General features: G+C 67.8%; 24 protein-coding genes and 4 pseudogenes. 13 read left to right on the top strand and 15 right to left on the bottom strand.

Going from position 1 to position 24,895, the window contains the following annotated elements; genetic code table 11:
- Position 1: 1 nt before the first annotated feature.
- Together QRX50_RS35015 and QRX50_RS35010 are read right to left on the bottom strand one after the other, a co-directional pair.
- Entirely contained in the window at positions 2-697 is a 696-nt protein-coding gene (locus QRX50_RS35015) for an ATP-dependent DNA ligase (protein WP_285967387.1), read from the bottom strand.
- Positions 698-1,149: 452 nt separating this feature from the next.
- Positions 1,150-3,756: a hypothetical protein gene (locus tag QRX50_RS35010; protein WP_285967386.1), complete on the bottom strand. Its 2,607-nt coding sequence runs from the start codon at positions 3,754-3,756 to the stop codon at positions 1,150-1,152.
- Positions 3,757-3,813: 57 nt separating this feature from the next.
- Between QRX50_RS35010 and QRX50_RS35005 the strand changes: the two genes are divergently transcribed.
- Both QRX50_RS35005 and QRX50_RS35000 read left to right on the top strand, forming a co-directional pair.
- The gene (locus QRX50_RS35005) at positions 3,814-4,311 is read left to right on the top strand and encodes an RHS repeat domain-containing protein (protein ID WP_285967385.1); all 498 of its coding nucleotides are present in this window, start codon (positions 3,814-3,816) and stop codon (positions 4,309-4,311) included.
- Positions 4,203-4,603 (top strand): annotated as a pseudogene (locus QRX50_RS35000) (transposase family protein); the annotation flags it as partial. The gene QRX50_RS35005 and the pseudogene QRX50_RS35000, both read left to right, overlap by 109 nt.
- Before the next feature lie 49 nt (positions 4,604-4,652).
- On the opposite strand, the gene QRX50_RS34995 reads toward QRX50_RS35000, so the two are convergent.
- A complete protein-coding gene (locus tag QRX50_RS34995; RefSeq protein ID WP_285967384.1) occupies positions 4,653-6,050 on the bottom strand; it encodes a M1 family metallopeptidase in 1,398 nt (465 codons plus the stop codon).
- Positions 6,051-7,031: 981 nt separating this feature from the next.
- Here QRX50_RS34995 and QRX50_RS34990 point away from each other — a divergent pair.
- On the top strand, positions 7,032-7,697 hold the full coding sequence (locus tag QRX50_RS34990) for an IclR family transcriptional regulator (RefSeq protein WP_285967383.1): 666 nt from the start codon (positions 7,032-7,034) through the stop codon (positions 7,695-7,697).
- A 153-nt stretch (positions 7,698-7,850) separates the two neighbouring features.
- On the opposite strand, the pseudogene QRX50_RS49935 reads toward QRX50_RS34990, so the two are convergent.
- A pseudogene (locus QRX50_RS49935) lies at positions 7,851-7,907 on the bottom strand (hypothetical protein); the annotation flags it as partial.
- A 100-nt stretch (positions 7,908-8,007) separates the two neighbouring features.
- The gene (locus tag QRX50_RS49930) at positions 8,008-8,211 is read right to left on the bottom strand and encodes an SDR family NAD(P)-dependent oxidoreductase (RefSeq protein ID WP_353074022.1); all 204 of its coding nucleotides are present in this window, start codon (positions 8,209-8,211) and stop codon (positions 8,008-8,010) included.
- 331 nt (positions 8,212-8,542) lie between these two features.
- Here QRX50_RS49930 and QRX50_RS34985 point away from each other — a divergent pair, with 331 nt between their 5' ends.
- Both QRX50_RS34985 and QRX50_RS34980 read left to right on the top strand, forming a co-directional pair.
- Positions 8,543-8,794: a helix-turn-helix domain-containing protein gene (locus QRX50_RS34985; RefSeq protein WP_285967382.1), complete on the top strand. Its 252-nt coding sequence runs from the start codon at positions 8,543-8,545 to the stop codon at positions 8,792-8,794.
- A gap of 60 nt (positions 8,795-8,854) precedes the next feature.
- Complete coding sequence (locus QRX50_RS34980; RefSeq protein ID WP_285967381.1) at positions 8,855-9,316, top strand: MmyB family transcriptional regulator; 462 nt, start codon at positions 8,855-8,857, stop codon at positions 9,314-9,316.
- A 12-nt stretch (positions 9,317-9,328) separates the two neighbouring features.
- Here QRX50_RS34980 and QRX50_RS34975 read toward each other — a convergent pair whose 3' ends face one another.
- Positions 9,329-10,615 carry an MFS transporter gene (locus QRX50_RS34975; RefSeq protein ID WP_285967380.1) on the bottom strand — a complete coding sequence of 429 codons (1,287 nt, stop codon included), beginning with the start codon at positions 10,613-10,615 and terminating at the stop codon, positions 9,329-9,331.
- A 95-nt stretch (positions 10,616-10,710) separates the two neighbouring features.
- On the opposite strand from QRX50_RS34975, the gene QRX50_RS34970 reads away from it, so the two are divergent.
- A complete protein-coding gene (locus tag QRX50_RS34970; RefSeq protein WP_285967379.1) occupies positions 10,711-11,085 on the top strand; it encodes an ArsR/SmtB family transcription factor in 375 nt (124 codons plus the stop codon).
- Between the two features lie 47 nt (positions 11,086-11,132).
- Here the strand turns inward: QRX50_RS34970 and QRX50_RS34965 are convergent, their stop codons facing one another.
- Positions 11,133-11,492: a recombinase family protein gene (locus QRX50_RS34965; RefSeq protein ID WP_285967378.1), complete on the bottom strand. Its 360-nt coding sequence runs from the start codon at positions 11,490-11,492 to the stop codon at positions 11,133-11,135.
- Between the two features lie 28 nt (positions 11,493-11,520).
- A complete protein-coding gene (locus QRX50_RS34960) occupies positions 11,521-12,021 on the bottom strand; it encodes a recombinase family protein (protein WP_285967377.1) in 501 nt (166 codons plus the stop codon).
- Between the two features lie 289 nt (positions 12,022-12,310).
- On the opposite strand from QRX50_RS34960, the gene QRX50_RS34955 reads away from it, so the two are divergent.
- Positions 12,311-12,586: a hypothetical protein gene (locus tag QRX50_RS34955; RefSeq protein ID WP_285967376.1), complete on the top strand. Its 276-nt coding sequence runs from the start codon at positions 12,311-12,313 to the stop codon at positions 12,584-12,586.
- A 740-nt stretch (positions 12,587-13,326) separates the two neighbouring features.
- Complete coding sequence (locus QRX50_RS34950) at positions 13,327-14,505, top strand: serine hydrolase domain-containing protein (protein ID WP_285967375.1); 1,179 nt, start codon at positions 13,327-13,329, stop codon at positions 14,503-14,505.
- Positions 14,506-14,564: 59 nt separating this feature from the next.
- On the opposite strand, the gene QRX50_RS34945 is transcribed toward QRX50_RS34950, so the two are convergent.
- The 4 genes from QRX50_RS34945 to QRX50_RS34930 form a co-directional block, all read right to left on the bottom strand.
- Positions 14,565-14,747 carry a hypothetical protein gene (locus QRX50_RS34945; RefSeq protein WP_285967374.1) on the bottom strand — a complete coding sequence of 61 codons (183 nt, stop codon included), beginning with the start codon at positions 14,745-14,747 and terminating at the stop codon, positions 14,565-14,567.
- A 262-nt stretch (positions 14,748-15,009) separates the two neighbouring features.
- Positions 15,010-15,633, bottom strand: coding sequence for a nucleotidyltransferase family protein (locus QRX50_RS34940; protein ID WP_285967373.1), 624 nt, complete (start codon positions 15,631-15,633; stop codon positions 15,010-15,012).
- A gap of 193 nt (positions 15,634-15,826) precedes the next feature.
- Positions 15,827-16,528, bottom strand: coding sequence for an acetate uptake transporter (locus QRX50_RS34935; protein ID WP_285967372.1), 702 nt, complete (start codon positions 16,526-16,528; stop codon positions 15,827-15,829).
- A gap of 71 nt (positions 16,529-16,599) precedes the next feature.
- On the bottom strand, positions 16,600-17,616 hold the full coding sequence (locus QRX50_RS34930; protein ID WP_285967371.1) for an alpha/beta fold hydrolase: 1,017 nt from the start codon (positions 17,614-17,616) through the stop codon (positions 16,600-16,602).
- 97 nt (positions 17,617-17,713) lie between these two features.
- Here QRX50_RS34930 and QRX50_RS34925 point away from each other — a divergent pair, with 97 nt between their 5' ends.
- Positions 17,714-18,169 (top strand): GAF domain-containing protein, encoded by a 456-nt coding sequence (locus tag QRX50_RS34925; protein ID WP_285967370.1) that lies wholly within the window; start codon positions 17,714-17,716, stop codon positions 18,167-18,169.
- Here the strand turns inward: QRX50_RS34925 and QRX50_RS34920 are convergent.
- Positions 18,147-18,320 (bottom strand): annotated as a pseudogene (locus QRX50_RS34920) (integrase core domain-containing protein); the annotation flags it as partial. The gene QRX50_RS34925 and the pseudogene QRX50_RS34920 sit on opposite strands and share 23 nt — an antisense overlap.
- A gap of 77 nt (positions 18,321-18,397) precedes the next feature.
- Between QRX50_RS34920 and QRX50_RS34915 the strand changes: the two are divergent.
- Positions 18,398-19,202, top strand: a pseudogene (locus tag QRX50_RS34915) (IS5 family transposase).
- Positions 19,203-19,243: 41 nt separating this feature from the next.
- Here the strand turns inward: QRX50_RS34915 and QRX50_RS34910 are convergent.
- Together QRX50_RS34910 and QRX50_RS34905 are read right to left on the bottom strand one after the other, a co-directional pair.
- Positions 19,244-19,813 (bottom strand): DUF3558 domain-containing protein, encoded by a 570-nt coding sequence (locus QRX50_RS34910; protein ID WP_285967369.1) that lies wholly within the window; start codon positions 19,811-19,813, stop codon positions 19,244-19,246.
- A gap of 35 nt (positions 19,814-19,848) precedes the next feature.
- On the bottom strand, positions 19,849-20,064 hold the full coding sequence (locus tag QRX50_RS34905; protein WP_285967368.1) for a hypothetical protein: 216 nt from the start codon (positions 20,062-20,064) through the stop codon (positions 19,849-19,851).
- 468 nt (positions 20,065-20,532) lie between these two features.
- On the opposite strand from QRX50_RS34905, the gene QRX50_RS34900 reads away from it, so the two are divergent.
- The 3 genes from QRX50_RS34900 to QRX50_RS34890 all read left to right on the top strand — a co-directional run bounded on the left by QRX50_RS34900 (position 20,533) and on the right by QRX50_RS34890 (position 24,894).
- A complete protein-coding gene (locus tag QRX50_RS34900) occupies positions 20,533-20,850 on the top strand; it encodes a hypothetical protein (protein ID WP_285967367.1) in 318 nt (105 codons plus the stop codon).
- A 348-nt stretch (positions 20,851-21,198) separates the two neighbouring features.
- Positions 21,199-22,398 (top strand): PucR family transcriptional regulator, encoded by a 1,200-nt coding sequence (locus QRX50_RS34895; protein ID WP_285967366.1) that lies wholly within the window; start codon positions 21,199-21,201, stop codon positions 22,396-22,398.
- Between the two features lie 165 nt (positions 22,399-22,563).
- Positions 22,564-24,894, top strand: coding sequence for a molybdopterin cofactor-binding domain-containing protein (locus QRX50_RS34890; protein ID WP_285967365.1), 2,331 nt, complete (start codon positions 22,564-22,566; stop codon positions 24,892-24,894).
- Position 24,895: the final 1 nt, after the last annotated feature.

Here is a 24,895-nt window from a genome sequence, read left to right as displayed (position 1 = left end):
CTCATGGCGTGGTGGTGAAGGGTTTCGCCCTTACCACGGTGAGCCGATGTCGGTACCGGCCGAGTTCGACTGCCGAGTCCGCGCGGGCCTCGACCACCACACCGGGTTCGACCGGCCAGTAGGTGAAGTCCTCGTTGCCGGGCAAGCCGGCCACGACCCCCGATGCCCGGACGGGGCCGCCGGGCGCGAGCCGGAGCCTGCCCGCGAGCGACACGAGCGCCGGCCGGGACAGCGTCGTCGAGAGCCCGACCGCCCGCACCTGCCGCCGGTCGGTCTGGCCGAGGACCAGGGCGTCGACGTCGTCGAAGTGGCGGACCTTCACCCAGCCCGAACGTCCGCCGCGCAGCGGACATCGGCTGCCCAGCGGCTTCGCGAGGGCTCCCTCGACGCCGACGGCAGCCTGCTCGGCGCCGATCCACCCACGGGCCAGCTCGACGTCGAGTGTCGAGCGCATCAGCTGCACGCCGGCGTTGCCCGCGCCGATGACGGCTTCCAGCCGTTCCCGCCGGCGTGCGTACGGCAACGTCCGCAGGTCGCGGCCGCGGGCGCCGAGCAGGTCGAACGCCACGAACACCACCGTGACACCCTCGGAGCGGCGGCGCAGCGGCCCGTAGCCCAGGGCCGCGAAGTCCAGGCGCCCTTCCCGGTAGGCGACGATCTCGCCGTCGAGCACCACCCGGCCCAGCTCGATGTCCATGGCGCCTCCTCGTGCCCGGTGGCGGAGGGAGTCGGCGCAGTGGATCTTTCTGTTACGCCTTTCGAGGCGAGACCTGCTCAGCTCTGCGGCGCGGCTTCGTACAAGCTGGACAGGATGCCCTGGTCGGCGTGACAGTGTGTGGGCGGCCGACGGTGATTCGACCCAGTTGACGTTTTCGGTCATGGTCGGTCCTCTCGGTGGTCGGTGTTGACCACCGAAGGACGAGCGGCCACGTACGTTCTCGGCACCTCTCAGCGATGGATCGTGTCGCGGTCGGTTTCGAAGCTGCCCAGCACCGCCCCGATCGGGCGGGACCCGTCACAACGAAGATCTCGTCCTCGCTGCACCTGGCCGCTTCAGCTCGTCGATGTGCCTACTGGTTCGGGAGAGCGTGCTGCCGATACTGGGCATGCGGCCCCGCCCTGGCGGGAGCGGGGCCGCCGGTCACGCGGTTAGTTGACGTACACCGAGTAGCCGATGCCACCCGACCTGGTGCCGTCGGCCGTGTTGCCCCACACGGTGACCGAGTAGATGCCTCGGTCCGGTGGGGTCCACGTCATCGTCCCCGCACCCGAACTGTCCGCCGGCACGGTGAGCTCCTCTGTCACGGCACCCCGGTCGTTCTGGACGTAGTAGGTGTAGGAGACGATGCCCGGCATACCCGGCGTGAAGGTGAACGTCCCCGGCACACCAGCACCGCCCGACCACTCGCTTTCCGGGTATTTCTTGGACGACACGTACGGCGCGCTCGAGATGCTGAACCCGTACGTGTTCTCCTGCGAGGAGACCTGGTCGGCCGTCACCGTACGCACCCGCAGGTTGTGGGAGGCCCAGCCTTCCGGTGGCAGCGGGGGAGTCCATGCCAGCACGGAGCGCCCGTTCTGAGCGGCCACCTGCTGGAACGGACCCCAGTCGAACGAGTACTCGAACGCCACCGCGCCCGGCTGGCGGGCTTCCAACGTGAAGGTGCCGGGGAACACCCGCCCGTTTGCCTGGAACTCCTTCGAGGTCACCGTTGGATCGTTCGTCACTGTCCACGTGATGTTGTCCGTTGACGACCACACGCCCGCCGTGTTCCTCGTGCGTACCACCATCTCGTAGTCACCGATCCTTGGTGGGGTGTAGCTCACCGTCGAGGTGTTCCCGCCCACCGGCACGGTCCACCTGGTCGCCGGGTCCGCCGTCAGCCAGTACTCGAACTCCACGGCGTTCGGCATCGGGGTGGTGAACGTGAACGTGGCGGCTCTGCCCTCCGTCGCGATGTCGCCCTCGTGGCCGATCGTCGGTCGCCAGGTGTTGAGCGACAACCGTTTCTCCGTCACCGGGGACAGCCCGCCGGACGCGTCGCGGGCCTGGACCCGCAGCAGGTTCTGGTCAGCTGAGGTGAACTCGACCGGCAGCGTGGCGGTTCCGTCGGCGTTCGCCTTGACCGTCCACTTCGTACTCTCGGCACTCGCGAACCAGTAGTTGTACTCGACGACGTCCGGCATTCTCGGGGTTGCCGTGTACGTGGCCGAGGTGCCCAGGTCGACGTTCTCGGGCCCGCTTACCACCGGTGACGCATCGACGAGGAATCGGTACTCCCGTTCCGGCGACGTTACGCCCGAGGTGTCGGTGCTGCGCACGAACAGCACGTGATCACCACCGGTGGCCGGCGTGATCGTCACCTCGGCGACACCGTCCTGGCCGGCCGTGACCGTGGCGGACGCGCCGTCGTCCAGCCGGTAGTCATACGCCACGACGTTCGGCATCCCCGGCGCGAACCGGAACACGCCCGGCACGCCGATGCCGTCGTCCGGGCCGCCCTGCGGCGGGTAGCGGTCGGACGTGACCGTCGGCCGCGTCTCCTTGACAAGGAATGAGTAGTAGGTGCTGAGCGAGAGGTTGCCCGCCCGGTCCCACGCCCGCACGATCACCGACTGCCAGCCGTTGGCCGTTGGCGTGAAGCTGACGGTGGCCGTGCCGTCGGGGCCTGCGGCGATCTCACGCGTGTTCGCACCGAAGTTGTAGTCGTACCGCACGACGTCGGTGGAACCGTTGGGAGAGAAGGTGAACTCGCCCGCCACACCGACCCCGCCGCCCTCGGCGCCCGCCGGGTACGTCGCGGAGACGACGGCAGGCGCGTTCGGATCCGTGCGGTCGACGGTGAACCGGCACGGGCCCACCGTGGACGACTTCGCACCCCAGCTGTCCTGTGCGTACACCTCCCACGCGTAGGTGCCGTCGGCGAGGTCCGAGGTGTCCGGGTACGCCGCGGCGGGGTTGCCCGACCCGGCACCCGTGTGCCGTTGCGACGGGTCCGCCACCGGCCACCACGTGAACTGCCCGGACGTGAAGTCGCCGTCCGGGTCGGATACCTGTGCGCTCAGCTCCAGCTGGCGGCGCACCAGTGCTCCGGTGCCGTCCTTGGCACAGGGTTCGTCGTTGGTGCGGAGGTCGGTCGGCGGCGCGGGCGGCGCGTTGTTGACCACCCGCAGCGTTGCCGGGGCCTCGATCAGCCGATAGAACGCCGGGTCCGCCTCGTGGGCTTCGGCGACCCGGAAGCCCAGCGTGAGGTGACGGTCCTTGTGGTCGACCGCGTCCCGCACCGCAGTGGTGACGTCGAACGTGGCGTCGTTGTCGATGCAGGTGCCGTCGGCGCCCCTGGAGGCTACCCGTGTCCGCTCCGCCGGGCGGTTCTGCCAGGTCGACTGCTTAGTGTAGGCGGAGGTCCGCCACACCTCGGTGGCGCGGCTGCCGCAGTCGACGTAGTGCGTCTCGCCGGCCGAAAGCAGCACCGTCGTGAACGGCACACCTCGCAACGAGCTCAGGTCGAAATTGAGGTACGAGCGTTGGAGGTGCGGTGTGTTGTCCCAGGTGCCGATCGGCAAGTTGCCGGATGGCTTGAAATTGGCGGTGGTCGGTGTCGCTGAGTCGACGTAACCCCAGGACGTCGCGGACAGCGTCACCTCGGAACGCTGTTGACCAGTGGTTTCCGCTGCCGCCATCGCGCCATCGGTGACGGTGAGCGCGATGGCGAGCGCGACGGCGAGCAACGTCGGTGATCTTCGTAAGGTCATGCTGGCCCTCCCTTGTTGCATGCATGCAGGACGTGCACGACTGAAGGGGAGGATTGGTTGCCCCGTGGTTCAGCCCGCTCGCAGGCGCTTCACTGGCGGGAGAAGGAAGGCGTAGACCGCCGCCGCCGCCTCACCCAGGGAACCGGCGACACCCGACAGACCTTCACCTACGACGGCGAAGGCGACATCGCCACCGCCACCGACGCCAGCGGCCACGTCTCCAGCTACACCTACGACGCCGACGGCAACCTGCTGCTGACCAAGGACGCGACCGGCACCACGCTGACCCTGAACGACCTGGAGCTGTTCCGTGCGACCGGAACTTCCAGCACGGTTGGCACGCGGTTCTACACGTTCAACGGCCAGCCGGTCGCGGAGCGCAACATCACGACCGGCCTGTCGTCAGCCCGACGACATGAACCATGCCCTAGGTGTACTTGGCCATCAGGCTGCACCGGGCTGTCCTGGACGAACTGGGTAGTCAAGGCGAGATCGACTGGTCCCGGGCAGTCCTGGACGGAGCATCGGTGCGCGCGAAAAAAAGGGGACCCATGACCGGCCCGAACCCGGTCGAGGGCGGCAAGTCCGGATCGAAGATCCATGTTCTGTCCGACCAGGCCGACCTGCGGGACTGGGTCCGCGACCGCGGCATCGCCGTGCGCATCGCCCGCACAGGCATCGAGACCAGCAAGAAACTCGGCACACACCGCTGGATCATCGAACGATCCATCGCCTGACTCTTCGGCTACCACCGACTCCCATCCGCCACGACCGCTACGCCAACCACTTCTGCGCCTTCCTCACCCTCGCCGCCACCCACACCCGCCACAAGAAACTCACCAAATGAGACACGCTCTTAGGAGAGCGTGACGCGGTCAGTGCAGTCCATGACGTGGTCAGAGTGCCGGCTTGCCCGCTTGGTAGAGCCAGGCATGGAAGAACGAGTCGAGGTTGCGGTGGGTCAGTCGCTCGACGAACTGGATGAATTGCCGCGTCGAGACGTTGCCGTATCGGTGAGCGGTCGGCCACTGCGTGAGCACTTCGAAGAAGGCGCGGTCGCCGATCTTCATGCGCAGCGCCTGCAGTGTCATCGCGCCGCGGTTGTAGACCAGGTCGTCGAAGATGTGATCACGTCCGGGGTCGGCGACTTCGCCGCTCCAGTCCTTCTCGTCGGCGTAGGCCTTCGCGAAGGTCTGTTGCACGGGGACGTTGTTGAATTTCTCCTGGTAGAGCCACTCGGAGTAGGTCGCGAAGCCTTCGTTGAGCCAGATGTCCGACCAGTGCACGGGAGTGAGGCTGTCGCCGAACCACTGGTGGCCGAGTTCGTGGGCGAGCAGGTCGCCGTCGACATCGCTGGTGCTCTGGTCGTAGACCGGCCGGCTCTGCGTCTCGAGGGCGTAGTCGACGCCGACGTCGGCGAGGATGCCGCCGGTCGAGTCGAACGGGTACCGCCCGTACATCGAGGATTCCCATTGGATGACCTGCGCCGTGGTCTGGTTGAACACCTTGCCCTGACCGGGCTTGGTGTCGATCGACTTGCCGATCGCGGTGATGTTCGGCAGGCCGCCGGCCGCCACGCCGCGGGTGACGTCGTAGTTGCCGATCGCGAGCATGCTCAGCTCGCTGGCCATCGGCCGGTTCATGGTCCAGCGGAAGGTGGTCTGGTGATCGTGCGTGGTGGTGGGCCCGGGTTCGCCGTTGGCCAGCACCGTGAGTCCGGTGGGGACGGTGATGGTCTGGGTGTAGGTCGCTTTGTCGTCGGTGGTGTCGTTCACCGGGTAGTAGGTCGCCGCACCGATCGGCTGGTTGAGTGCGACCGCGCCGTCCTTGGTGGCGACCCAGCCGGAGACGCCCAGCGCGGGGTCGTCGATCTTCTGCGGGACGCCGGCGTAGCTCACCGAGACGACGAACGAGCTACCCTTCCGTAGACCGTGCGGCGGGGTGATCGCCAACTCCTGGGCACCTCTGCGGCTGTAGGTGGTGTTTCGGCCGTCCACCGAGAGCCTGCTGATCTTCAGCGGTCCTTGGAAGTCCAGGTCGAAGCGGGCGAGATCCTGTGTGGCCGTGGCGAGGATCGTCGTGGTCGCGTTGATTGCTTTGGTTTCGGGGTTGAACGCCAGCCGGATGTCGTAGTGACTGACGTCGTAGCCGCCGTTGCCCATGTCGGGGAAATACGGATCCCCGGCGCCTGGAGCACCAGGGGAGTACAGCGGTTCTCGTGCCGGCGTCGCTTCCGCTGCCGGGCTCGTCGCGGCCAGCAGACCGGCGGCCAGTGCGCCGGAGATGATCAACAAGTGGCCACGGCTACGGTTGGCGCCTCGCATTGGTTTGGTCCTCCTCGGCAGTCGTCGACGCTGAAGAGTAGGACCGATCCGACACGCGGATCAAGTCTGTTGTGGCGGCTTCGAACGTTTGGTTCGGGCGGTTCCCGGGCCGGTCGTGCTGCTGAGGTTTCCGGGGCAATCGCTTGAGGACCTTCCGTCGGAGGTTGCGCGCAACATCCGACGGAAGAGCAGGGGGCCTGTCCGACCACCGTTGGTGAAGGGTCACCACCGCGAAACCCCAGCAGCAGTGTGTGGATCGAACGCAACAGCGGCAAGAAGTACTAGTCAGACTTCATCGTCCTTGGCAAGGACGGTGTCCACTGGGTCGCCGAAGGCCAGTCGGACCGGAGGAAGCGCTCGACACCGATGGGCTCGAGGACCAGCGCGCAGCCGAAGAGTGGGCCCCGGTTCGTCCGCGACAAAGTCAAGTTCGGGACCTGGCGATACACGTTCGTCACTGAGACCCATCTCAAGTCAGCCACGAGCCGGGAAGAACTGTTGGTCCGTACCAAAGCCATCCTCCAACTTCAAACTTGTCGGGCGGGGCCATGCCCGGAGCGACTCGCGGAGCCCACCAACGAAGGCAAGCGAACGCTGCGGCGGCTGCGATCACAACTGCCGCAGCCGCTGCGAACCAAGCCGAGTACGAGGAGGCGAAGAAGGCCGCCGCGGCCAAGCGCAGCTGGGTCGACATCGCCATCCAGGTCGGCGGCGACGTCCTGCAGGAGATCATCGGTGTGAAGGGCATCGTCGACAACTGCATCAAGGACTTCAACCTCGCTGCCTGCGGTTGGGAGGTACTGACTGCGCTGCCGTGGGGCAAGATTCCCAAGGGTGGGAAGATCGTCACGGCGTTCAAGGACACGCTGTCTTGGATCCGGCGCCGGACAAGGCGATGGCCGACCTGCGAGCAGTGGAGAGCGCTGAGCAACGCCTGTCCAGATCGGCGCGGTGCGGATCGCGGACCAGCGCACGTACTACCTCGGCCCGCGGTCCCTCGTGCTCGCGCTCTCCATCGTCGACGCCGTCGACCTCCGGCAGATCAGCCGGCCATACCTGGCCGAGCTGTGTGAAGAGCTCAACGAAAACACGTACCTCGCTCTGCGCAGCGGCAACACGGTCACCTATGCGGACCGCTATGAGGCAGGGCAGACGCTCTCGGTCGTCATGAAACTCGGTGGCCCGCGTCCGCTGCACGGCTCGAGCATCGGGAAGCTGATCACCGCCTACAACGCCGACCTCGAGAAGCTGGTGCTCGGAACCCCGCAGCTGGACCAGCTCACTCCGTTCACCCTCACCAACCGCACCGAGCTCCGGAAGGAACTGGAGATCATCCGGGCCCGTGGCTACAGCGTGAGCGACGGCGAAAGCGTCGAGGGCATCATCGGCCTGGCCACTCCGGTCGCAGGTGCCTCCGGCGCCATCGAAGCCGCCGTCCACGTCTCGGCGCCGCGCGGTCGGCTGGCTCCTGACCGACTTCCGCAGGTGCTCGCCGCGATGTCGCGGACTGCTGTGGCGATCTCCGCGCAACTGGGCGCACCGGCGGACGCGGTCGCCGAGAAGTCGCTGGAGGAGATTGTCGCCTCGGAGGAGAAGCGGCTGGCGAACGCTGGCTGAGCCGCCTGTACAAGACCGTGGTGTTCGAGCGAAGCGCGGGTCGTCGTGGCCGGCAGGGCGAGAGAGCCGGTGGTCAGGAAGTCGGTGCGGAAGTGCCCCGGGTTCGACGACGGTGACCTTCACCTTGAAGCCGGCGAGCTCCGCGGCCAGGGCTTCGCTGAGGCCCTCCAGAGCGAACGTGCCCGTGCAGTAGAGCGCCCACTCCGGCATGGTGGTCAGGCCGAGGATGGAGGACACGTTCACGCCGTGGCCGCTGCCCCTAGGAGCGCACAACCCCCTAGAGTCGAGCGGAGGACGTTCCACACACCGCTCACTCGGACGTCAAGCATGTCGTGGACGTCGCCGGCACTGGTCTCCTCGACCGCAGCGAGGAAACCGTAGCCGCGTTGTTCACGACGACGTCGAGCGCGCCGAGTCGGGCAGTGGTCTCCCGCATCACACGGTCGACGTCGCTGCCGTCGCGCAGGTCGACGTCAAATGCGAGGAGGCGCTTGGTGTTGACCCGGTCGCGCAAGGCGCCGGTGAGCCGTTCGGTGGAGCTTCTCGAACGCGGTGACGTTATCCCCGCGTTCGAGAAGCTGGGCAACGAATTCGAGGCCGAGAGGTCGGGAAGTGCCGGTGACGAACCAAGTCGCGGGCCGGTAGACGGGGTAGCTCATGGTGGTCTTCTTCTCTTTGACCAGTGGATCGGTCGTGGGGCCGTTGCCGGTTGTCCGGTGCGATTCCCAGCCTGGCAACCGAAAGGGCGTTGTGGACCACTATCTCGTGCCCTGCGAGGGCCGGGACGCTGTCGCCTAGGACTCAGAGGACCAGGCGGGCCGGCGATTTCCGTGCACAATGGACACATGCCCGCGAACAACCGAGCACTCGCCGATTTCCTGCGCCGCGCCCGCAGCCGGTGCGACCCGGCCCGGCTCGGATTGCCGACGGATTCCCGGAACCGGCGCGTGCCCGGCCTTCGCCGCGAGGAAGTGGCGCTGCTGGCCGGGATTTCCACCGGCTACTACGCCCGGCTGGAACAGGGCACCGTGCCCTCGCCGACGGTGCTCGAGGGGCTCGCCCAGGCGCTGAACCTCGACGCGGCGGGGCGGGCCTGACTCGAGGACCTCGTCGGGCCGGCCGGCCCGGGCAACCGGGCCCGGCCCTCGGTGCAGCGCGTGCGCCCGGGCCGCGACTGGCTCCTGGCCGCGTTCGACTGCCAACCGGCCCTCCTCCTGGGCCGGAGTACCGACGTGCTGGCCGCCAACGTGATAGCGCGGGCACTGTTCGCCGACTTCGCGGCCGTCCCGCCCGGCGAGCGCAACTACGCGCGGTGGATGTTCCTGGCCGAGGACGCGCGTTCGCTGTTCGTCGACTGGGAGGTTCGGGCCCGGGCGGTGCTGGAGAGCCTGCGGCTGGAGATCGGCGCCGACCGCCGTGACCGGGGCACGGCCGCGCTGATCACCGATCTGCGTGCGCAGAGCGCCGAGTTCGGGCAGTGGGACGAACGCCGGGTGCACCACCGCGCCTGCCGGGCGATCCGCCTGCGGCACCCGCCGGTCGGAGACCTGACCGTCGACTGCGAAACCTTCACGCCGGCCGCGGACCCGGACACCACGCTCCACGTCTACACCGCGTAACCCGATTCGCCGTCACAGCGAGCGCTGAACCTGCTGGGGAGCTGGGCCCTCTCGGACGGGGCTTCGACGCCGCCGGCGGCGAACTGATTCGACGGGACTGTCCGTCCGCGTGGTACTGGTGCGCCGCCACACGAGCGCCCCGGCAGCCAGCGCCGCGAGGGAGAGTACGACGGCGAAGATGGTCGTTCCCGTGGCGAGGCCGAGGCTGTCGCTCAAGTAGCCGGTGGCCACGGGGAGCAACGCGGCGGGGATGTAGCCGCCGAAGTTGAGCAGTGCGTTGGCTTCCGCGCGCCGGTGGGCGGCGATGTGGGTGCTGATCATCGTCAACCCGCCGAGTTGGCCGAGGCCTTGTGCGGCACCGGCGAAGATCGCGGTGACGACGATGGCCGCGATCCAGCCGGCGTGCACGGCCGCCAGGAGCGAGACCATGCAGGCCAGGGCGCTGATGGCGCCGGCGAGCAGGACGGCGCGGATGCCGAGCCGTTTCGCCGCGAACTGCACGGCGGTAGCGGTTCCGAACATGACGAACGCGGTGACGCCGGCGAGCAGCCGGCTGGCGGTGCCGAGCACGTCGGCCAGCAGGGCCGGGCCGAGCGAGAGCACGAACGAGGTCGAGGTGATGCCGGGCGCGAAGACTGCGATGCCGAGTGCGACGTGCTTGTGGTGGGCGCGCGGCACGGCGGGCACGCGAACCCAGCCGCCGCCGGCGTCGCCGCTCGGGCGGCTCAGCGGCAGCCGAGCGGCCACGACCGCGGCTGCGAGCAGGAGCACGGCCGCGAGGACGAAGATCGACACCGTCGGCGCGGGGAGGGTCTCGGACAGGGCTCCGGCCAGCAGCGGTCCCAGGCCGGCGCCGAACACCATCGCGGTGGACGCGGCCAGGGTGGCGGTGCGGGCCCGTTCGGGGCCGCCGACGTCCACGACGGCCGCCATCCCCGCCGACACGGTGATGCCCACCGCGACGCCGGTGAGCAAGCGCGCGAGCGCCAGCACCTCGACGGAGCCGGCGGTGGCGAACAGCACGCAGCCCACCAGCGCGAGCACCAGGCCGGGCAGGATGACCGGCTTGCGGCCGATCCGGTCCGAGGCGCGGCCGGCCACCAGCAGCGCGGCCAGCAGGCCGGCGATGTAGGCGGCGAAGATCACCGTCAGGGTGCCGGCGGAGAAGCCCAATTGGTGCTGCCACAGCACGTACAGCGGCGTGGGGGCGTTGGACAGGACGAACACGGCGGTGACCGGCCACGCGGCCAGCCACGGACTGCTCGCCCGGGGTGGTGCGGTGTCGCGCACTGCGACCATGGGAACTCCAGTACGAATGAGGTCGAACTATGCGGGTGTGACTCTGGAACCCGCGCTAGTTCGACTTTATTCGTACTGAGGTGTTGACTGTGTCCATGACCACGTCGACCATGACCGGCCCGGACACCGCTCCTGCGGATCTGCCACCCGCGCTGGCGGAGCCGGCTCGTGAGGAGCTCCGGCTGGAGGCGGTGCTGGGCGCGCTGAGCGACCCCTTGCGGCTGACGATCGTGCGCAAGCTGCTGCTGGAACGCGAGGCCTACGACCACACCTGCGGCTGGTTCGAGCTGGACCGGCCGAAGTCGTCCTTGACACACCACTTCAAAGCGTTGCGGGAAGCCGGTGTCCTGCGGCAGCGGCAGTACGGGCTGGAACGCCGCAGCCGCGTGCGCACCGAAGACCTCGACGCCCGGTTTCCCGGTCTGCTGGACCTGGTCGCCGCGTGGGAGCCCGCGTCGAGCGCAGGGTGACGGTGTCGCGCGTCCTGCTCGGTGTGGCGGACGAATGTTGTGACACCTCAGCCACCGTCGAGGTGTCGAGCACCACGACCGAGCGAAAGGACCTGCGCCCAACCTCGTGCTGCCGACGGTCGAATGAGAGCACGGTGGCGGGTCGGGGCGGCTGTTCTGGCGCCGTGCCGGTTCCACACCTGTCGCCCGGTGTATCGAGGGTTCTCGAGGATCCCGACCACGGTCCGGACGATCCACTCGTGCCTCGTCCGGTGTCGGTTCCGGTCCCGATCGGCGCTCGACGGGCATGGAACGCCGCGTTGGTTCAGTTCCCGGGCGATGCCGGCCACGCTACGTTCGGCGGCTCGTTGCTCGAAGATCCATCGCACCCACTTCGCGGTTGCCGGATCGGGTTCCAGGCGGTGCATGCGGCGACCCCAGTTTGCGTGGGCCCGGTTAAGGGTGTGGGCCGGCATCGGCCAGGCGGTACCCATATGGTGGTCGGCCGCCGAGGAACCTCCCTTGAACGCTGGTCTGCGTATGCATGGCTGCCGGCACGCGGTGCCGCGCTCGCAACACCTCGCGACGCGACTGGGACCCGAGCAGGAGCATCAGCGCTTGGTGCACGGGGTCGTCGAGGTTTACCGGACCGTCCGCTTCGGAGAGCCACAGCTCGATACCTTGCACCCGCAGCGCGGTCAGCACCGCGCCGAACTGATCTCCGTAGAACGCTCGCTCGTACTCCCCGATGACGACAGCATCGAACAAACGGTTCGGCTGCCGCGCAGCTGCCATCAGCTGTGCCGCAGCCGGCCGTTCGGACCACGGTAGCCGACGTGAACATCCTTCGTCGAAGTACTCCGCCACGATCACGCCGTGCCCTCGGATCGTCTCGTCGGCGACCTCCCGCTGCCGGCCCAACGACGTCGTCCGATCCTGGAACTCGACCGTGGACATCCGCCCGTAAAACGCGAACCTCAGCCCACGGTCTCCCACGGTTTGCTGGCGACATCGGGCACCGGCCCGACGCGGAGACACCGCGCCTGTCGGGGTGGCTGGTAGGGCGGTAGTGATCGCCGTGCACCTCGGTGCTTGAGGCGGCTCCGGGTCGAGGGCGGAACGCTGTTACCCGGTACCGATGACGAGTTGGGAGCTGATCTGCACCCGAATGGACGCATTGCCGCTCGCCTCCAGATGCAAGGGGGGCAGCGCCCGCGTCTAGTACTGCACGGGCAGTTGGTGGGTCGTGGCACACCGCCGGTTCAGCGAAAACCTGCGTACCCTCGCCCGCGCCGAACAGGCTGTTGCCCACTTCACCGCCTCCATCGACAGCTGGGGCCGGGCCGACGCACTCGAACTGCAGGCCCTGGTAATGGGCGACCTCGGTGACCCAGACGCCGCGACCGCGCGGCTACGCGCGGCGCTTGAGCTCAGCGGTGGCCGCGATGAGCAGACCACCGCGCGTCTGCGCGCCGAGATCGCGGTAACCGAACGGTCGGCCCGGGGCGGGCCACGTCAGTGACGTGGGAGTGCGCTGCCGACCTTTTGCCGATAGAGGTCGGACCCCCGGTGGTGAGGAGTTTATTCACCCCGGGTTTTTCAACGGTGCGCAGTGGAGCGACCTCGGCTCTGAGGACGTGCGCCGCCGACCGGTTGCCGCTGCAGCGTGCGGGGAGGGCTTCGGGTTCGCCGAGGTCGCCCGGCGCCACGGCGACTTCGTGCTCGCCGGCGTCGTGATCCGGGTCCGGGTGGCCGGTGGGCAGGTGGAGGAGGCCGTGCTGACGGCTTTCGGTGTGTCCGACCGGGCGGTCACTCTTGATGTCACCGCGATGCCGGAGGCGACGCGGGTGCCCTCGCTGAACCGGCGGCGGAGCTCGCCGGCGAGCTCGTCGACATCGCCGGGGACCCGCACGGCTTGCCCGCCTCCCGGCGCCGGCTGCTGTCCACGCTGGGTGCGTGTGAGCTGGCGCGCGCGTACCGTTTTGCGACGAGGGGAAAGCGGTGATGACGCTTCCTCGTCCGGTCCGGGTGCGGAGCTCACCAAGCACGTCGGCGACGACCGCTACCGCTTCCGGGAGCGGTTGGCCGCCGGACCCGATCCGGCTCTCGTTCGCCGGGCTCGAGCACGTGGCCGAACGCGACGCCGGCGGCACACAGGCTCCGCGTCGTCGGCCCAGGGCGAGGACGCTGGTGGCGGCCGGACGCAGGCCGACATCGTGCTGGCCGTCGTTCCGGCAAGACCCACGTGATGAGGAGAACTCAATGGTGAGCACGACTTCGACGATCGACACCTCGGCTATCGACCGAGTGCTACGAGACGCGGTCGGCGCTGGGCACGCGCCCAACGTAGTCGCCGTCGCGGCGGATCGGGACGGCATCATTTACGAAGGCGCGGCCGGACCTCGTGCCGCGGGGGCGCCGGAGCCGGTCTCGGCCGAGTCGCACTTCCGGATCATGTCCATGACGAAGATGGTGGGCACCGTGGCCGCGCTGCAGCTGCGCGACCGCGGCGAGCTCGAGTTCGACGCCCCCATCGACACCTACCGGCCCGAGTTCGCCGATGTCCAGGTGCTGGAGGGCTTCGACGGCGAAAACCCGGTGCTGCGCCCGCCCGCTAGCCGTGCGACTGTCGCGCAGCTGGTGACGCACACGAGCGGCCTGAGCTACTGGTTCTGGAACGCGGACATCGTCAAGTGGGAGCAGGCCACCGGCACGCCGAACGTGCTGGCCGGCAAAACCGCGAGTTTCAAGGCGCCGATGGTGGCCGACCCCGGCACGAAATTCGAGTACGGCATCAACACCGACTGGCTCGGCCGGGTCGTCGAGGCCGCGTCCGGCAAGCCGCTGGACGTCTACTTCAAGGAGAACATCACCGGACCGCTCGGCATGACGGAGACCACGTTCGTCGCGAGCGCCGAGCAGCGGGCCAACCTGGTCCCCGTCCACGTGCAGGGTGAGGACGGCACGTGGGCGGTCACCGAGATCGACCTGGCCACCGAGCCTGAGTACTACACCGCCGGCCACGGGCTCTACTCCACGCCGCGCGACTACGTGAAGTTCCAGCGCATGCTGCTCGGCGGCGGCACGCTCGACGGGGTCGAGGTGCTCCGGCAGTCCACTGTGGACGAGGCATTCACCAATCAGGTGGGCGAGATGGAGTTCCCGGCGCACATCCCGACCGCGGACCCGGCTACGACGCACGAGCTCGACCTCGGCCCGGGCCTCAAGTGGGGCTGGGGCCTGGTGCTCACCACGGCCCAGGAGCCGGGCATGCGCGCACCCGGCAGCGGTGCGTGGGCGGGATTGTGCAACACGCACTTCTGGGTCGACCCGGCCAACGGCGTCACCGGCGCGATCTACTCGCAGTCGTTGCCGTTCGTCCCGCCGGGGCAGTTACAGATGTACGCAGATTTCGAGCGGGCGCTCTACGCCTCGCTCTGAACCCCGGGAGGACCGTGAAGGGCGCTCTTCCCGTTGTGGGGAGCGCCCTTCACGACGTTTCACGCCTTCTCGGCCCCGAGACCGGCCGCGGTGCGGACGCGCCGCTCGGTGAACTTCGTGTCGTCCTCCGGTACCGGGCTCAGCTTCGAGCCGAGGACACAGCCGAGAAAACCCAGCAGGATCGAAATGAGCGTCGGATAGCCGAGGGGGAACGACGCGTCGGCCGCACCGCCCGGCCACACCGCCGCACTCAGCCCTTACGAAAGACGACTCGCCGCCGAACTCGACGAAACCGCAGACCGGCACCCCGCCGAAGCTGGGTTGAAGCGGCACACCGGGCGGCAGCCGACCAACTCGGACCCCGTGGTGAGAGATAGCGGTCACAAGTGACAGATATAAGTCACAGTCACGCTTGCGCTCAAGGGGTGCGCATAAGGGGATCCACAATCACGGCCGGCAGGTTCCCAACGCGACCTTCCGCAACTCGAAATTTCTCAGCACTTGTCAAGCTGACTGCAACGGTGAGGTTGCCGCTGTCGGCCAGGGCAAGACGGTCAGCTCGGGCCACTGGCGGAGCCAGCGACTGGCCTTGGCCTCGTAGACGGCACGCGGTGCCAGCACCGGATTCGGGCGGACGACGAGGTTGAACACGTCGGACAGCCCGTGCGGGGCGTAGACGCGCCAGCGCCCGCCTGGTTCGAGGCGGACCCCCAGACAGCACGTGGTCGCGGCGAAGGAGTCGATCGCGTCCTCGGTGGACAAGTGGGCAGGACATGGCGTCCCGAACTTCTCCTCGTACCAGAGATGGACACGTGCCTCGTTGCGGATCTCCACCTCGACGGGGATGTCGGCGAAGACATGCTTCGCTGACTGGATCACCGCATCCTCCGCCTCCCAGGACAGATCGGTGGCGTCGAAGTAGAACAGGTCGTAGTCCTTGATGCCGTCACCTGGGACCTGGCTGGTGACCGCGTTCCAGACGGTCTGGAACAGACAGCCCGCCGTCAGATACCAGCCGGGTAATCCCAGCGACGCCGACCGGGACAGCACCTCCGTCAGCACCTCGTTGCGCGAGAGCACCTCTTGGAAGGCGTCGAGTTGTTCGTTGACAGGCAGTTGGCTGACCACCGTCTATGCCTACCACCTGCACTGCTGGACACGGGCGAGCGTCAACGAGTGGACGGCATGCCGAGCTCGAGCGGCGCGACGCGTGCGAGGCGCTTGGTCTCCTCCCGCTTCCGGCTGATGTCCTGGCCGCCGCGGAAATCTCGGCGGCCAGGACCGGCCCACCGGAGGGTTCCAGTTGTCGCTCGCGGTCCACTCAGGCCGAGTGCGCCGCCCGCCTGCCCGGCCAGATCGGCAGCAGGCCCCGCCCGCTGATGTCGTTGAGAACGATGGCTGAGCACAGGTAGAACGCGACGAAGGAGTCCAGGAGGCCAACCCAGCCGCCGGCCTTGGTCAGCGCGGTCGCGGTGGCTCCCGATCCGACGAGGTTGGCGAGGCCCAACAGGAGGTAAACCACGACCAGTAACACGAACGCGGCGAACGCGGGTGCGTTGACCACCCGTGCCCCCACGGCGAGCATCGCGGTAAACAACGCCCACACGATCAGGTAAGCGCCGAACATGCGGCCGAAGTTCGCTGCTCCCGCCGTGTCGGTGATCATCGGTGCGTAGAACTGCACGATCAGCGCCGTGGTGAACAGGAAGCAGGCATACGCCGAACAGAATGTCGCGCCGAACAGGTTGTTGCCGCGGAACTCCCAGATCCCGCCGACGAGCATGGCAAGCGCGCCAGTGCCCATCGCGACGGGAACGAACATCGTGGCCGTCCGCTGGTCCACGACACCTGTGTTGGCCAACGACAGAATCGTCAGCGAGAATCCGAACCCCGCCAGCGCGAGTGGCACCCCGCTGGCTGTGGGGGCGAAGGCAGTCGTGGCGGGCTCACCCACCCGCGGCGGCGGCACTTCCGGGGCGCTTCCCGGAGGAGTGGTTCGTTGTGCATATTCTGCGCTGGTCATGATGCTACCTCCAGACTGCGCAGGACTGCTCTCGACACGGACCGGGTGGAACGGCGCCGAGGCCAGGCCGATCAGACTTCCGTGGCGAGCAGTTCCTTCAGGCCGTTGTCGATGAACCGGGTGTCTTCCGGGTTGAGGCCGCCACCGGCGAAATGTCCCCACGCTCCCGGGATGACGCGCAGTTCCGCCCGGTGCATGTGCTTGACTTCCCACTCGTTGTCCTCGGGCGGGAAGTACAGGTCCTGCTGCGCCGGCATCACGATCGCGGGCGCCCGGATCGCGCCGAGCGCGTCCTCGAGGCTGCGCTTTCCCGGCGTGTTGCCGATGTCGGCGTGCTGCCAGGTCCACAGCATGCCCAGTAGGTTGTTCGCGTCGCGCTTGAGGAACAGGCCCTCCCAGAAGGCCACGAGGAAGTCTTCCAAGGACGCGTAGCCCAGTGGCTCGCGCTCGTAGATCTTCTCCCGGTAGAACTGCTGGCAGAAGCCCCACCCGGCGTAGACCCGCGCCAGGGCGCGAAGCCCGATGTCGGGTTGCTTGTCGTACCGGCCGCCGTTGTAGGCCGCGTCCGCGGTAAGCGCCGTCCTGACCCCTTCCAGGAACACGAAGTTGTGCAGGCTGGTCTTTGCCGATCCGCAGAATGGCAGGATCCGCTTGACCATGTCGGGGAAGCTGACCGCCCACTGGTAGGTCTGCCCGGCGCCCATCGACCAGCCGGTGACCAACTCCAGTTTTGCGATGCCGAAGCGCTCGGTCACCAGCCGGTGCTGGAACTGGACGTTGTCATACATTGTCACCCGGGGAAACGAGGCGCGGTCATGCGGCGCGGGCGTGTTGCTCGGCGACGAGGAAAGCCCGTTGCCCAGCATATTCGGAATGATGATGAAGTATCTCGCCGGATCGAGCGCCATCCCCTCGCCGATCAGCCATTCATTGTCGTAGTGCTGCCCGGAATACCACGTTGGGTACACGATCGCATTGCTCTTGTCACCGTTGAGCTCGCCGTATGTCTTGTACGCGAGCTTGGCATCGCTGAGTGTGGCGCCTTCTTGCAACCGGACGGTACCAAGGTCGAATATTTCGTAATCCACGAGAGCCTCCCTGCCGATTTCTCCGGCTGCGCCCTCCTCGTGGTTCTACAGTACGCCGCCACCGGGTAGGCGATAGTACGCCGCCACCGGGTAGGCGATGCGGGCCGGCCGAACTGTATCGCGCCAGTTCCCGCCCCGGCCGACCAGCGCTGATACCGGTGGGACGGCAGTGCGCTACGTCCAGCGGACGGCTGAGATCCTGATCGTCGACGACGCCACCCGCGATGACCGCTTCGCCCGTGACCCGTACATCGCCGGCCTGGGTGCCTGTTCGTTGCTGGCCATGCCGATCCTCGGCCGCGGCGCGCTGCGGGCGGTGCTGGTGCTGGAGAACCGCCTCATGCGCGCCGCGTCCGCCACGGAACGGCTCGACGCCGTCAGGCTCATCGCCGCGCAGCTCGCTGTCTCTCTCGACAATGCCCAGCTCTACTCCGACCTCATCGCCTCGCGCGCGTATCGCCGTCGCCGCCGACCAGGCCCGTCGGCGGATCGAGCGAGACCTGCACGATGGCGCCCAGCAACGTCTGGTTGTGGTGTCCAGGCAGGTTGGTGAGTCGGCTGGTGGGTGGCTGGTTGCCGATTGCGCTGTGGGGTCGGTGGTGATTGTAGAAGTGGAGCCAGCCTGGGAGTGCGGTTCGGCGTTGGTGTTCTGAGGTGTAGAGGCGGGCGTAGGCCCAGCCGTCGGCCAGGGCGCGGTGGAATCTTGGTGGTTCTGCCTGGTTAGAAGCTTAGAGCGTGTCTCAGTAGGGGCTTGGTCGTGCATGGTGCACGATCTTGGGTTGTGGATGATCTGTCTCGGCGGCTGGTGCCAGATGAGTTTGTGGGCGCTGGCGGAGCCGCTGATTCCGGAGCATGGGGTTCGTCCGCAGGGTGGTGGGCCGACGCGGGTGGATGACCGGCGGTTTTCACGGCGATCGTGTTCGTGCTGACCAGCGGGTGCGCGTGGCGGTATCTGCCGCCGTCGTTCGGTGTCACGGTGCCGACCGCGCATCGCCGTTTCACCGAATGGACCAAGGCTGGTCTGTGGCCCCGGCTGCACCGCGCGGTCCTCGAGGAACTCGATGGCCAGGGCATGATCGACTGGTCTCGGGCGATCGGTGACGGAGCCTCCGTTCGAGCCAAAATGGGGGATCCATGACCGGCCCGAACCCGGTCGATCGTGGCAAGAGCAGTTCGAAGATCCATGTCCTGTCCGACCGTGCCGGGCTGCCCCTGGCGGTGGCGGTGTCCGCGGCCAACACCAACGACTCCTACGCTCTCAAACCACTCGTGATGGCCATCCCCGCGATCAGATCCCGACGGGCCCCCCGCCGGCGCAAGCCGGGGAAACTGCACGCCGACAAGGCCTACGACCAGGCCGAACTGCGGACATGGGTCCGCGACCGCGGCATCAAGGTCCGCATCGCCCGCACAGGCATCGAGTCAAGCAAGAAACTCGGCAAACACCGCTGGGTCATCGAACGAGCCATCGCCTGGCTGTTCGGCTATCACCGCCTCGCCACCCGATACGACCGCTACGCCACCACTTCTGCGCCTTCCTCACCCTCGCCGCCACCCTCACCTGCGACAAGAAAATCACCTACTGAGATATGGTCTTAAGGGCGCCGACGGCGTGTTGCCGGGCGCTTCAGTTCTGCCGGAGGTTGCCGATCACGAATTCGGCCATTTTCAAGAGTCCGCCGCATCGGTCTTTGTCCCAGTAGCTGCCGGGCAGGTCCGTTCCTTGGACATCGAAGGTGAGCATCTGCTCGTCGGTGACTTGGACGGACACGGAGCACTCGTCCATAAACCGGAACACGTGATAGACGACCGCAGGGAGGCCGGCGATCGACGTCTCGGTCCACGGCTCGAGTTCGCCGTCCTTCTTCAGGGGGGACACTGACAGTTCGGCGAGGGTGCTCGGGTTCTGGACTGGCTTGAGGGCCTCGATGAGTGCACCGCCGTGGTTGGTCCATGAGCAGCCAAACGCGGGCAGTGTGGTTCGCCTGTTTGCGCGGATGTCGTTGGGTGGGTCGGCCACGACGGCGGCGGCCTGGTCCTTGGTGAGCAGGCTGCACGGGTCTGCGTCGAACTTGGCGAGGTCGACGGGCCGGTCGACCTGGGATAGCGGCAGTGGCGCACCGGTCTGCGCCGGCGTCGGTGGCTGAGAGAGCACGCGGACCGGCTTCGCCGGCCCGCACCCGCTGAGCAGGCCCACAGCGAGGACCACGAGGCCGGCCAGCGTCCATGCCCTCATGCCGGTGCCGCCGACGGCTCGACGCGCCACTGCTTCTCGTCATCCATTCCGGAGTTTCCGGGCAGCTCGGGGATATCCGGAAAATTGGTGTTGCCTTGCACCAGAGCGATCGCTTTCTGCTTGAACCCGCCCAAAGTGTCTTCGGCTTGCGAGAACAACCCCACGACGGAGGTGACGAGGTTGGCGAACGCGTCCACCGCAGCGTCGATCACGTCCTTTCTGCTTTGTCGGTGAGTCGCTGTAAGATCCATCGAGCACGTTCCGTTACATCACGGAACCCAGAGTAGGGGAAGCTGGATGCTCGACGCCGTGAATTTGGTCTTTGGCGAGCCGCTGCTGCTGTGGTCTTGCTGTGATGGGTGATTGCGCCTCGGCTCGGCGGGCTTGGGTCTCGGTGATCCAGCTGGTGACGAGTTGTGGGTCGGCTCCGGCTTCGAGGGCTGCGCGGTGGCGTTGGAGCGCGCGATCGCATTCGGCGACGATGGTGGCGGCGGCTGGGGCGGCGGAGTTGAGGTCGGGGTCTGGTTGCGCGGCGTAGAGGGTGTCGATGGTGTCCTTGACGCGATGCGGGGCGAAGCTGGTTGCGAGCCAGGCGGCGAGGGGGCTGAGGAGGTCGCGTTCGGCGAGGGAGACGTTGCGGGGGTGGGCGGTTTGTTCGCCAGGCCGTATGGGGCGGGGTAGTGGCAGCGGTGGAACGGCCGCTCGTGGTTGCGTTGGCCCTGCATCCGTCGGCCGCACACCCCGCAGTGCAGCAGGCCGTTCAGGAGGTAGGGATGTCGGGTGCGGGCGCGTTCCCGGGTTGTGCGGCCGGCGCCTTTGGTGGCGGCGATGTCTTGAGCCTGCTGGAAGGTCTCGATGTCGATGATCGGCGCGCGGGGCGGCGCGTGCACCGAGACTTCGTTCGCCGGGTGTTCCAGGTTGACGAAGAACGGCCGGATCTTCTCCCTGCCGACGACGCGGTCCCCGGCGGGCAGCACCTGCGGCCGGGAGGCCATTGACTCGGCCCAGGACCGCCTCGCCGAGCGGATTGGCCACCGTGGGTGTGGGCGACCTGCCGCCGGCATCGGCCTGGTGCTCCTGATCGTCGGCGCCCGGAAACCGGCTGTGTCCTTGGCGCCGTCGTCCGCATCGACGTGGTGTGCCGGTTTGTCGCAGCACGGCCGGAGACTCCTGACGGCATACCGGATCTGCGGCGGTGGAACCGCTGGCCGATACTCCCTGGGAACGAGTCGACGGGGACCCGGCAACCCGGACGCCGGATTGTGGGCGAGTGTCCGGGTCGGGCCGTGGCGCGGTGACACGAGCAGTGGCAGTGGTGGATCTTGGGGTGGAGGGGAGCGGCCGACATGCCTGCGGCGGCGCAAGTGCTGGCCAGCAGCGTGCTGGGCAGGGTCGACGAACTGACCGACGAGCTTGTCCGCGTCATCGATGAGCAGAACCCGGGCTACCGGCAGCTCAACGTCGTACCCGAAGACGATCTGTGGAAGTCGTGCCACGACAACCTCGCGCGCGTGCTGCAGCTGGTCGGTCAGGACGGCGACGAGGCGGAGCGCGTCGCGCAGTTCTACGACGCCGCACGGGCCACCGGGCAGCGGCGGGCGCAGCAGCGGCTGCCGCTGGACGACTTGCTGCGATCGTTCCGCATCGGTGGGCGGATCGTCTGGCAGGCGCTGATCGCGCAGGCCCGTGCGGAGCACGAAATGGACGCCGACGATCTTCTCGACCTCGCGACCCGCGTCTGGGAACTGGTGGATGCGCTCTCGTCCCAGGTCGCGGCTGCGTATCACGTAGCCGAGCAGGCGCTGGTCCGCGCCGACGAACAGCGCAGCGCGGCTCTGTGGGAGGGCTTGCTGCAAGGCCGGGCTTCCGACGCGGCGTTCGCCTATGAAGCGAGCCGGATCATCCGACTGCCCGTGGAGGGGCCGTACGTGGCCGTCGCGACCGAGGGCCGGTTGGCCACCAGCAACCTCACCGAGGCACTTGGGCGCAAGCTCGACGAATCGGGCCTCCGTTCGGCGTGGCAGGTTCGCGCGGACGCGCTCGTGGGCTTGGTGTCTCTGCGCGGGTGTGACACCGCGGCGCTGATGAAGGCCCTCGCCGCCGTCCGCGGGTCGGTGGGTGTCTCGCTGGTGGTCGATGGACTGGCTGCAGTGCACACCGCCTACCGGCAAGCGGTGCTCGCGTTGCGGACCGTCCCGCATGGCGAGCCGGCAGCCGTCTGCCTCGCCGACCGGCTGCCGGAAGCGCTGCTGCTCACTTCGCCGGAGCTCACCGCCTCTCTGATGCAGCAGTGGCTGCGCGGACTGCTGGACCTGCCCGATGACGAGCGGCGGATCCTTCTGCAGACGCTCGCCTCCTGGGTCGAGACCGGCGGATCGGCCACACGGGCGGCGCAGGAGCTGCACTGCCACCGCAACACGGTGCTCAATCGCGTGCGCCGGATCGAAGCGCTGACCGGGCGCTGCCTGCCGGGTGGTGAAATCCCGATCGAGCTGGCCCTCGTCGTGCGCGGCCTCCCGTTTCTGCCGCCGCGTCGACGGTCGTGACTCCAGCACCGTTGTGCACAGTGCCCAACGACACTACGGCAAAAGTAGGCACGCAGGTCATGGCTGTGGCGAGCGAAGTTGTGTAACACTGCGGCCCAATCCGAACACTCCCCGCGTTCTCTGATCACTTCTCTGACACTGTCGTTCGAGAGGAACCCGCCGCCCATGGCACAGCAAGACCACGACGCCCGGCCCGCTCCGGATGCGCCGCGGCACATCGACCGGCGCCGTTTCCTCGGCTTTGTGCTGGCTGCGCCGACGCTCGCCGTCGCCGCGCAGATCGCCCAGGCCGGACTGGCGCCGGAGGAAGCCGACGCCGCGCTTCCTTCCCTCCCGCAGCCTGAGGACCTCTTCGACCTCGGTGACCTGCAGAACCTCGCTGCCGCGCCCACGTCCGGCCTGATCAGCGTCCAGATCGGGACAGACGGGCGCGCGTCGTTCGCGGTGCCGCGGACCGAGGTGGGCCAGGGCATGACCACCGCGGTGGCGATGATGGTGGCCGAAGAGCTGGACATTCCGCTGTCGAACGTCGACGTCACGCTCGCCGACGCCCGTCCGGAGCTGCTGATGAACCAGCTCACGGGCGGCTCCAACTCGATGCGGAGCATATTCACCCCGATCCGGACCGTCTCGGCGATCGCCCGGGCTCGGCTGGTCTCGGCGGCCGCCGCTCAGTGGGGGGTGCCCGAGGCGGAGCTGCGCACCGCCGACGGGATGGTCCACCACACCAGCGGCAAGCAGGCGCCGTACGGCTCGCTTGCGAAGGCCGCTGCGGCCGTGAAGACCACCAGCGCCACGGCGCAGCTCAAGTCGCGCGCGGACTTCAAGGTGCTCGGCACCGCGCAGAACCGCATCGACGCCTACGAGGCCGTGACCGGGCGCAAGAAATACACCCTCGACCACGACGTCCCCGGTGCGCTGCCGACGATGGTCGCCCGGCCGCCCACGATCAACGGCACGGTTCGCTCGATCCAGAACGAGACCGACGTCAAGGCGATGCCGGGCGTCACCGACATCGCGGCGATCTCCCACGGCGTGGCAGTGCGGGCCGAGACGTTCGGGCAGTGCATCGACGCCATCCGCGCGCTGAAGGTGGACTGGGGTCCTGGCACCGTCGACGGTGAATCCGACGCGACCGTGCTGAAGAAGCTCAAGGCCGCGCAACTGCCGCTCGCCGTGCCCGGAGTGCTGACGCAGTCGCTCGACGCGGAGTTCACCTTTGCTTTCGCCAGCAACAGCCCGCTCGAGACCGGTTCGGCGATTGCCGATGTCCGTTCGGACCGTGCCGAGATCTGGTCGTGCCTGAAGGTGCCGATCGTCGCGCAGCAGCAGATCGCGCAGGCGGTGGGCCTGCCTCAGAGTGCCGTCACGGTGCATGTGACCCAGGGCGGCGGCTCGTTCGGCCGGCATCTGTTCCACGACGCGGCGCTCGAAGCCGCCGAGGCGTCGAAGAAAATGGGCAAAGCGGTCAAACTCATGTGGTCGCGCACCGACGACTTCCGGCAGGGCCGGGTGCACCCGATGTGCGTTTCGCGGGTGCGCGCCACCTACGCCCTCGGCAACGTGGTGAGCTTCGAACAACGGCACACCAGCGTTCAGACGGAGTTCAGCCACGGTCTCGGAGAAATGCTCACCTCCACTGCGGCGAAGCTGCCCATCGCGGGCAACCTGAGCTTCGCGGAGTCGATCTTCGAGCTCACGCAGTCTTCTCCCTACAACTTCGGCGTGACCACGCAATTGCTCAACGAGATTCCGCTGAAGTTCAACACCGGCAGCATGCGCAACATCTACTCGCCGAACGTGGTCACAGCCGAAGAGCTCGTGGTCGACCAGCTGGCGAAGAAGATGGGCAAGGACCCGGTGCAGTTCCGGCGCGACTTCCTCAAGGACGCCCGGCTGCGCGCGGTGCTCGACAAGGCCGTCCAGGTCGGTGAGTGGGGCCGGTCGATGCCGTCGGGCGTCGCCCAGGGCATCGCGTTGCACTCGGAGTACCGGGGTGCGGTGGCGGTGCTGGTGGAGATCGACTGCCGTCCGGAGACGGTGAACCGGAAGGTCCGCGAGGCGGTGACCGGCCCGCGGGTGACCAAGGCGCTCGTCGTGGTCGATCCCGGGTTCGCGATCAACCCGCGGGGCCTGGAGGCGCAGATGATCGGCGGCCTCAACGACGGCATCGCGATGTGCCTGACCTCCAGCCTCCACATCAAGGACGGGATCCCGCTGGAAGGCAGCTGGGACAACTACTTCTACACACGCGAGTGGAACACCCCGCTCGAGACGCGGGTCGTGATCATGCCGAACACGTCGGACACTCCGAGTGGTGCCGGGGAGCTGGCGGTCGCGCCGTCGTTCGCCGCTGTCGCTTGCGCGTATGCGCGGGCCACCGGGAAGATGCCGACTTCGTTCCCCATCAACCACGGCACGCTGTCGTTCGACCCGCTGCCTTTGGAACCCTCCACGCCGCCTTCCCCCGTCGACGGTCTCGACTACGCCTACTAGG

The organism is Amycolatopsis sp. 2-15, assembly GCF_030285625.1.
In the GTDB taxonomy this organism is placed as follows: Bacteria; Actinomycetota; Actinomycetes; order Mycobacteriales; family Pseudonocardiaceae; genus Amycolatopsis; species Amycolatopsis carbonis.
This window is presented reverse-complemented; position numbering and strand designations above follow the sequence as displayed.

Coding starts and splice junctions, on each gene's coding strand:
- QRX50_RS34985 (WP_285967382.1), top strand. CDS start 8,543: ATGCCCGCGAACAACCGAGCACTCGCCGATTTCCTGCGCCGCGCCCGC.
- QRX50_RS34925 (WP_285967370.1), top strand. CDS start 17,714: ATGCGGGCCGGCCGAACTGTATCGCGCCAGTTCCCGCCCCGGCCGACC.
- QRX50_RS34970 (WP_285967379.1), top strand. CDS start 10,711: ATGACCACGTCGACCATGACCGGCCCGGACACCGCTCCTGCGGATCTG.
- QRX50_RS34935 (WP_285967372.1), bottom strand. CDS start 16,528: ATGACCAGCGCAGAATATGCACAACGAACCACTCCTCCGGGAAGCGCC.
- QRX50_RS35015 (WP_285967387.1), bottom strand. CDS start 697: ATGGACATCGAGCTGGGCCGGGTGGTGCTCGACGGCGAGATCGTCGCC.
- QRX50_RS34890 (WP_285967365.1), top strand. CDS start 22,564: ATGGCACAGCAAGACCACGACGCCCGGCCCGCTCCGGATGCGCCGCGG.
- QRX50_RS34975 (WP_285967380.1), bottom strand. CDS start 10,615: ATGGTCGCAGTGCGCGACACCGCACCACCCCGGGCGAGCAGTCCGTGG.
- QRX50_RS34895 (WP_285967366.1), top strand. CDS start 21,199: ATGCCTGCGGCGGCGCAAGTGCTGGCCAGCAGCGTGCTGGGCAGGGTC.
- QRX50_RS34960 (WP_285967377.1), bottom strand. CDS start 12,021: ATGTCCACGGTCGAGTTCCAGGATCGGACGACGTCGTTGGGCCGGCAG.
- QRX50_RS34950 (WP_285967375.1), top strand. CDS start 13,327: ATGGTGAGCACGACTTCGACGATCGACACCTCGGCTATCGACCGAGTG.
- QRX50_RS35010 (WP_285967386.1), bottom strand. CDS start 3,756: ATGACCTTACGAAGATCACCGACGTTGCTCGCCGTCGCGCTCGCCATC.
- QRX50_RS34965 (WP_285967378.1), bottom strand. CDS start 11,492: ATGCACCGCCTGGAACCCGATCCGGCAACCGCGAAGTGGGTGCGATGG.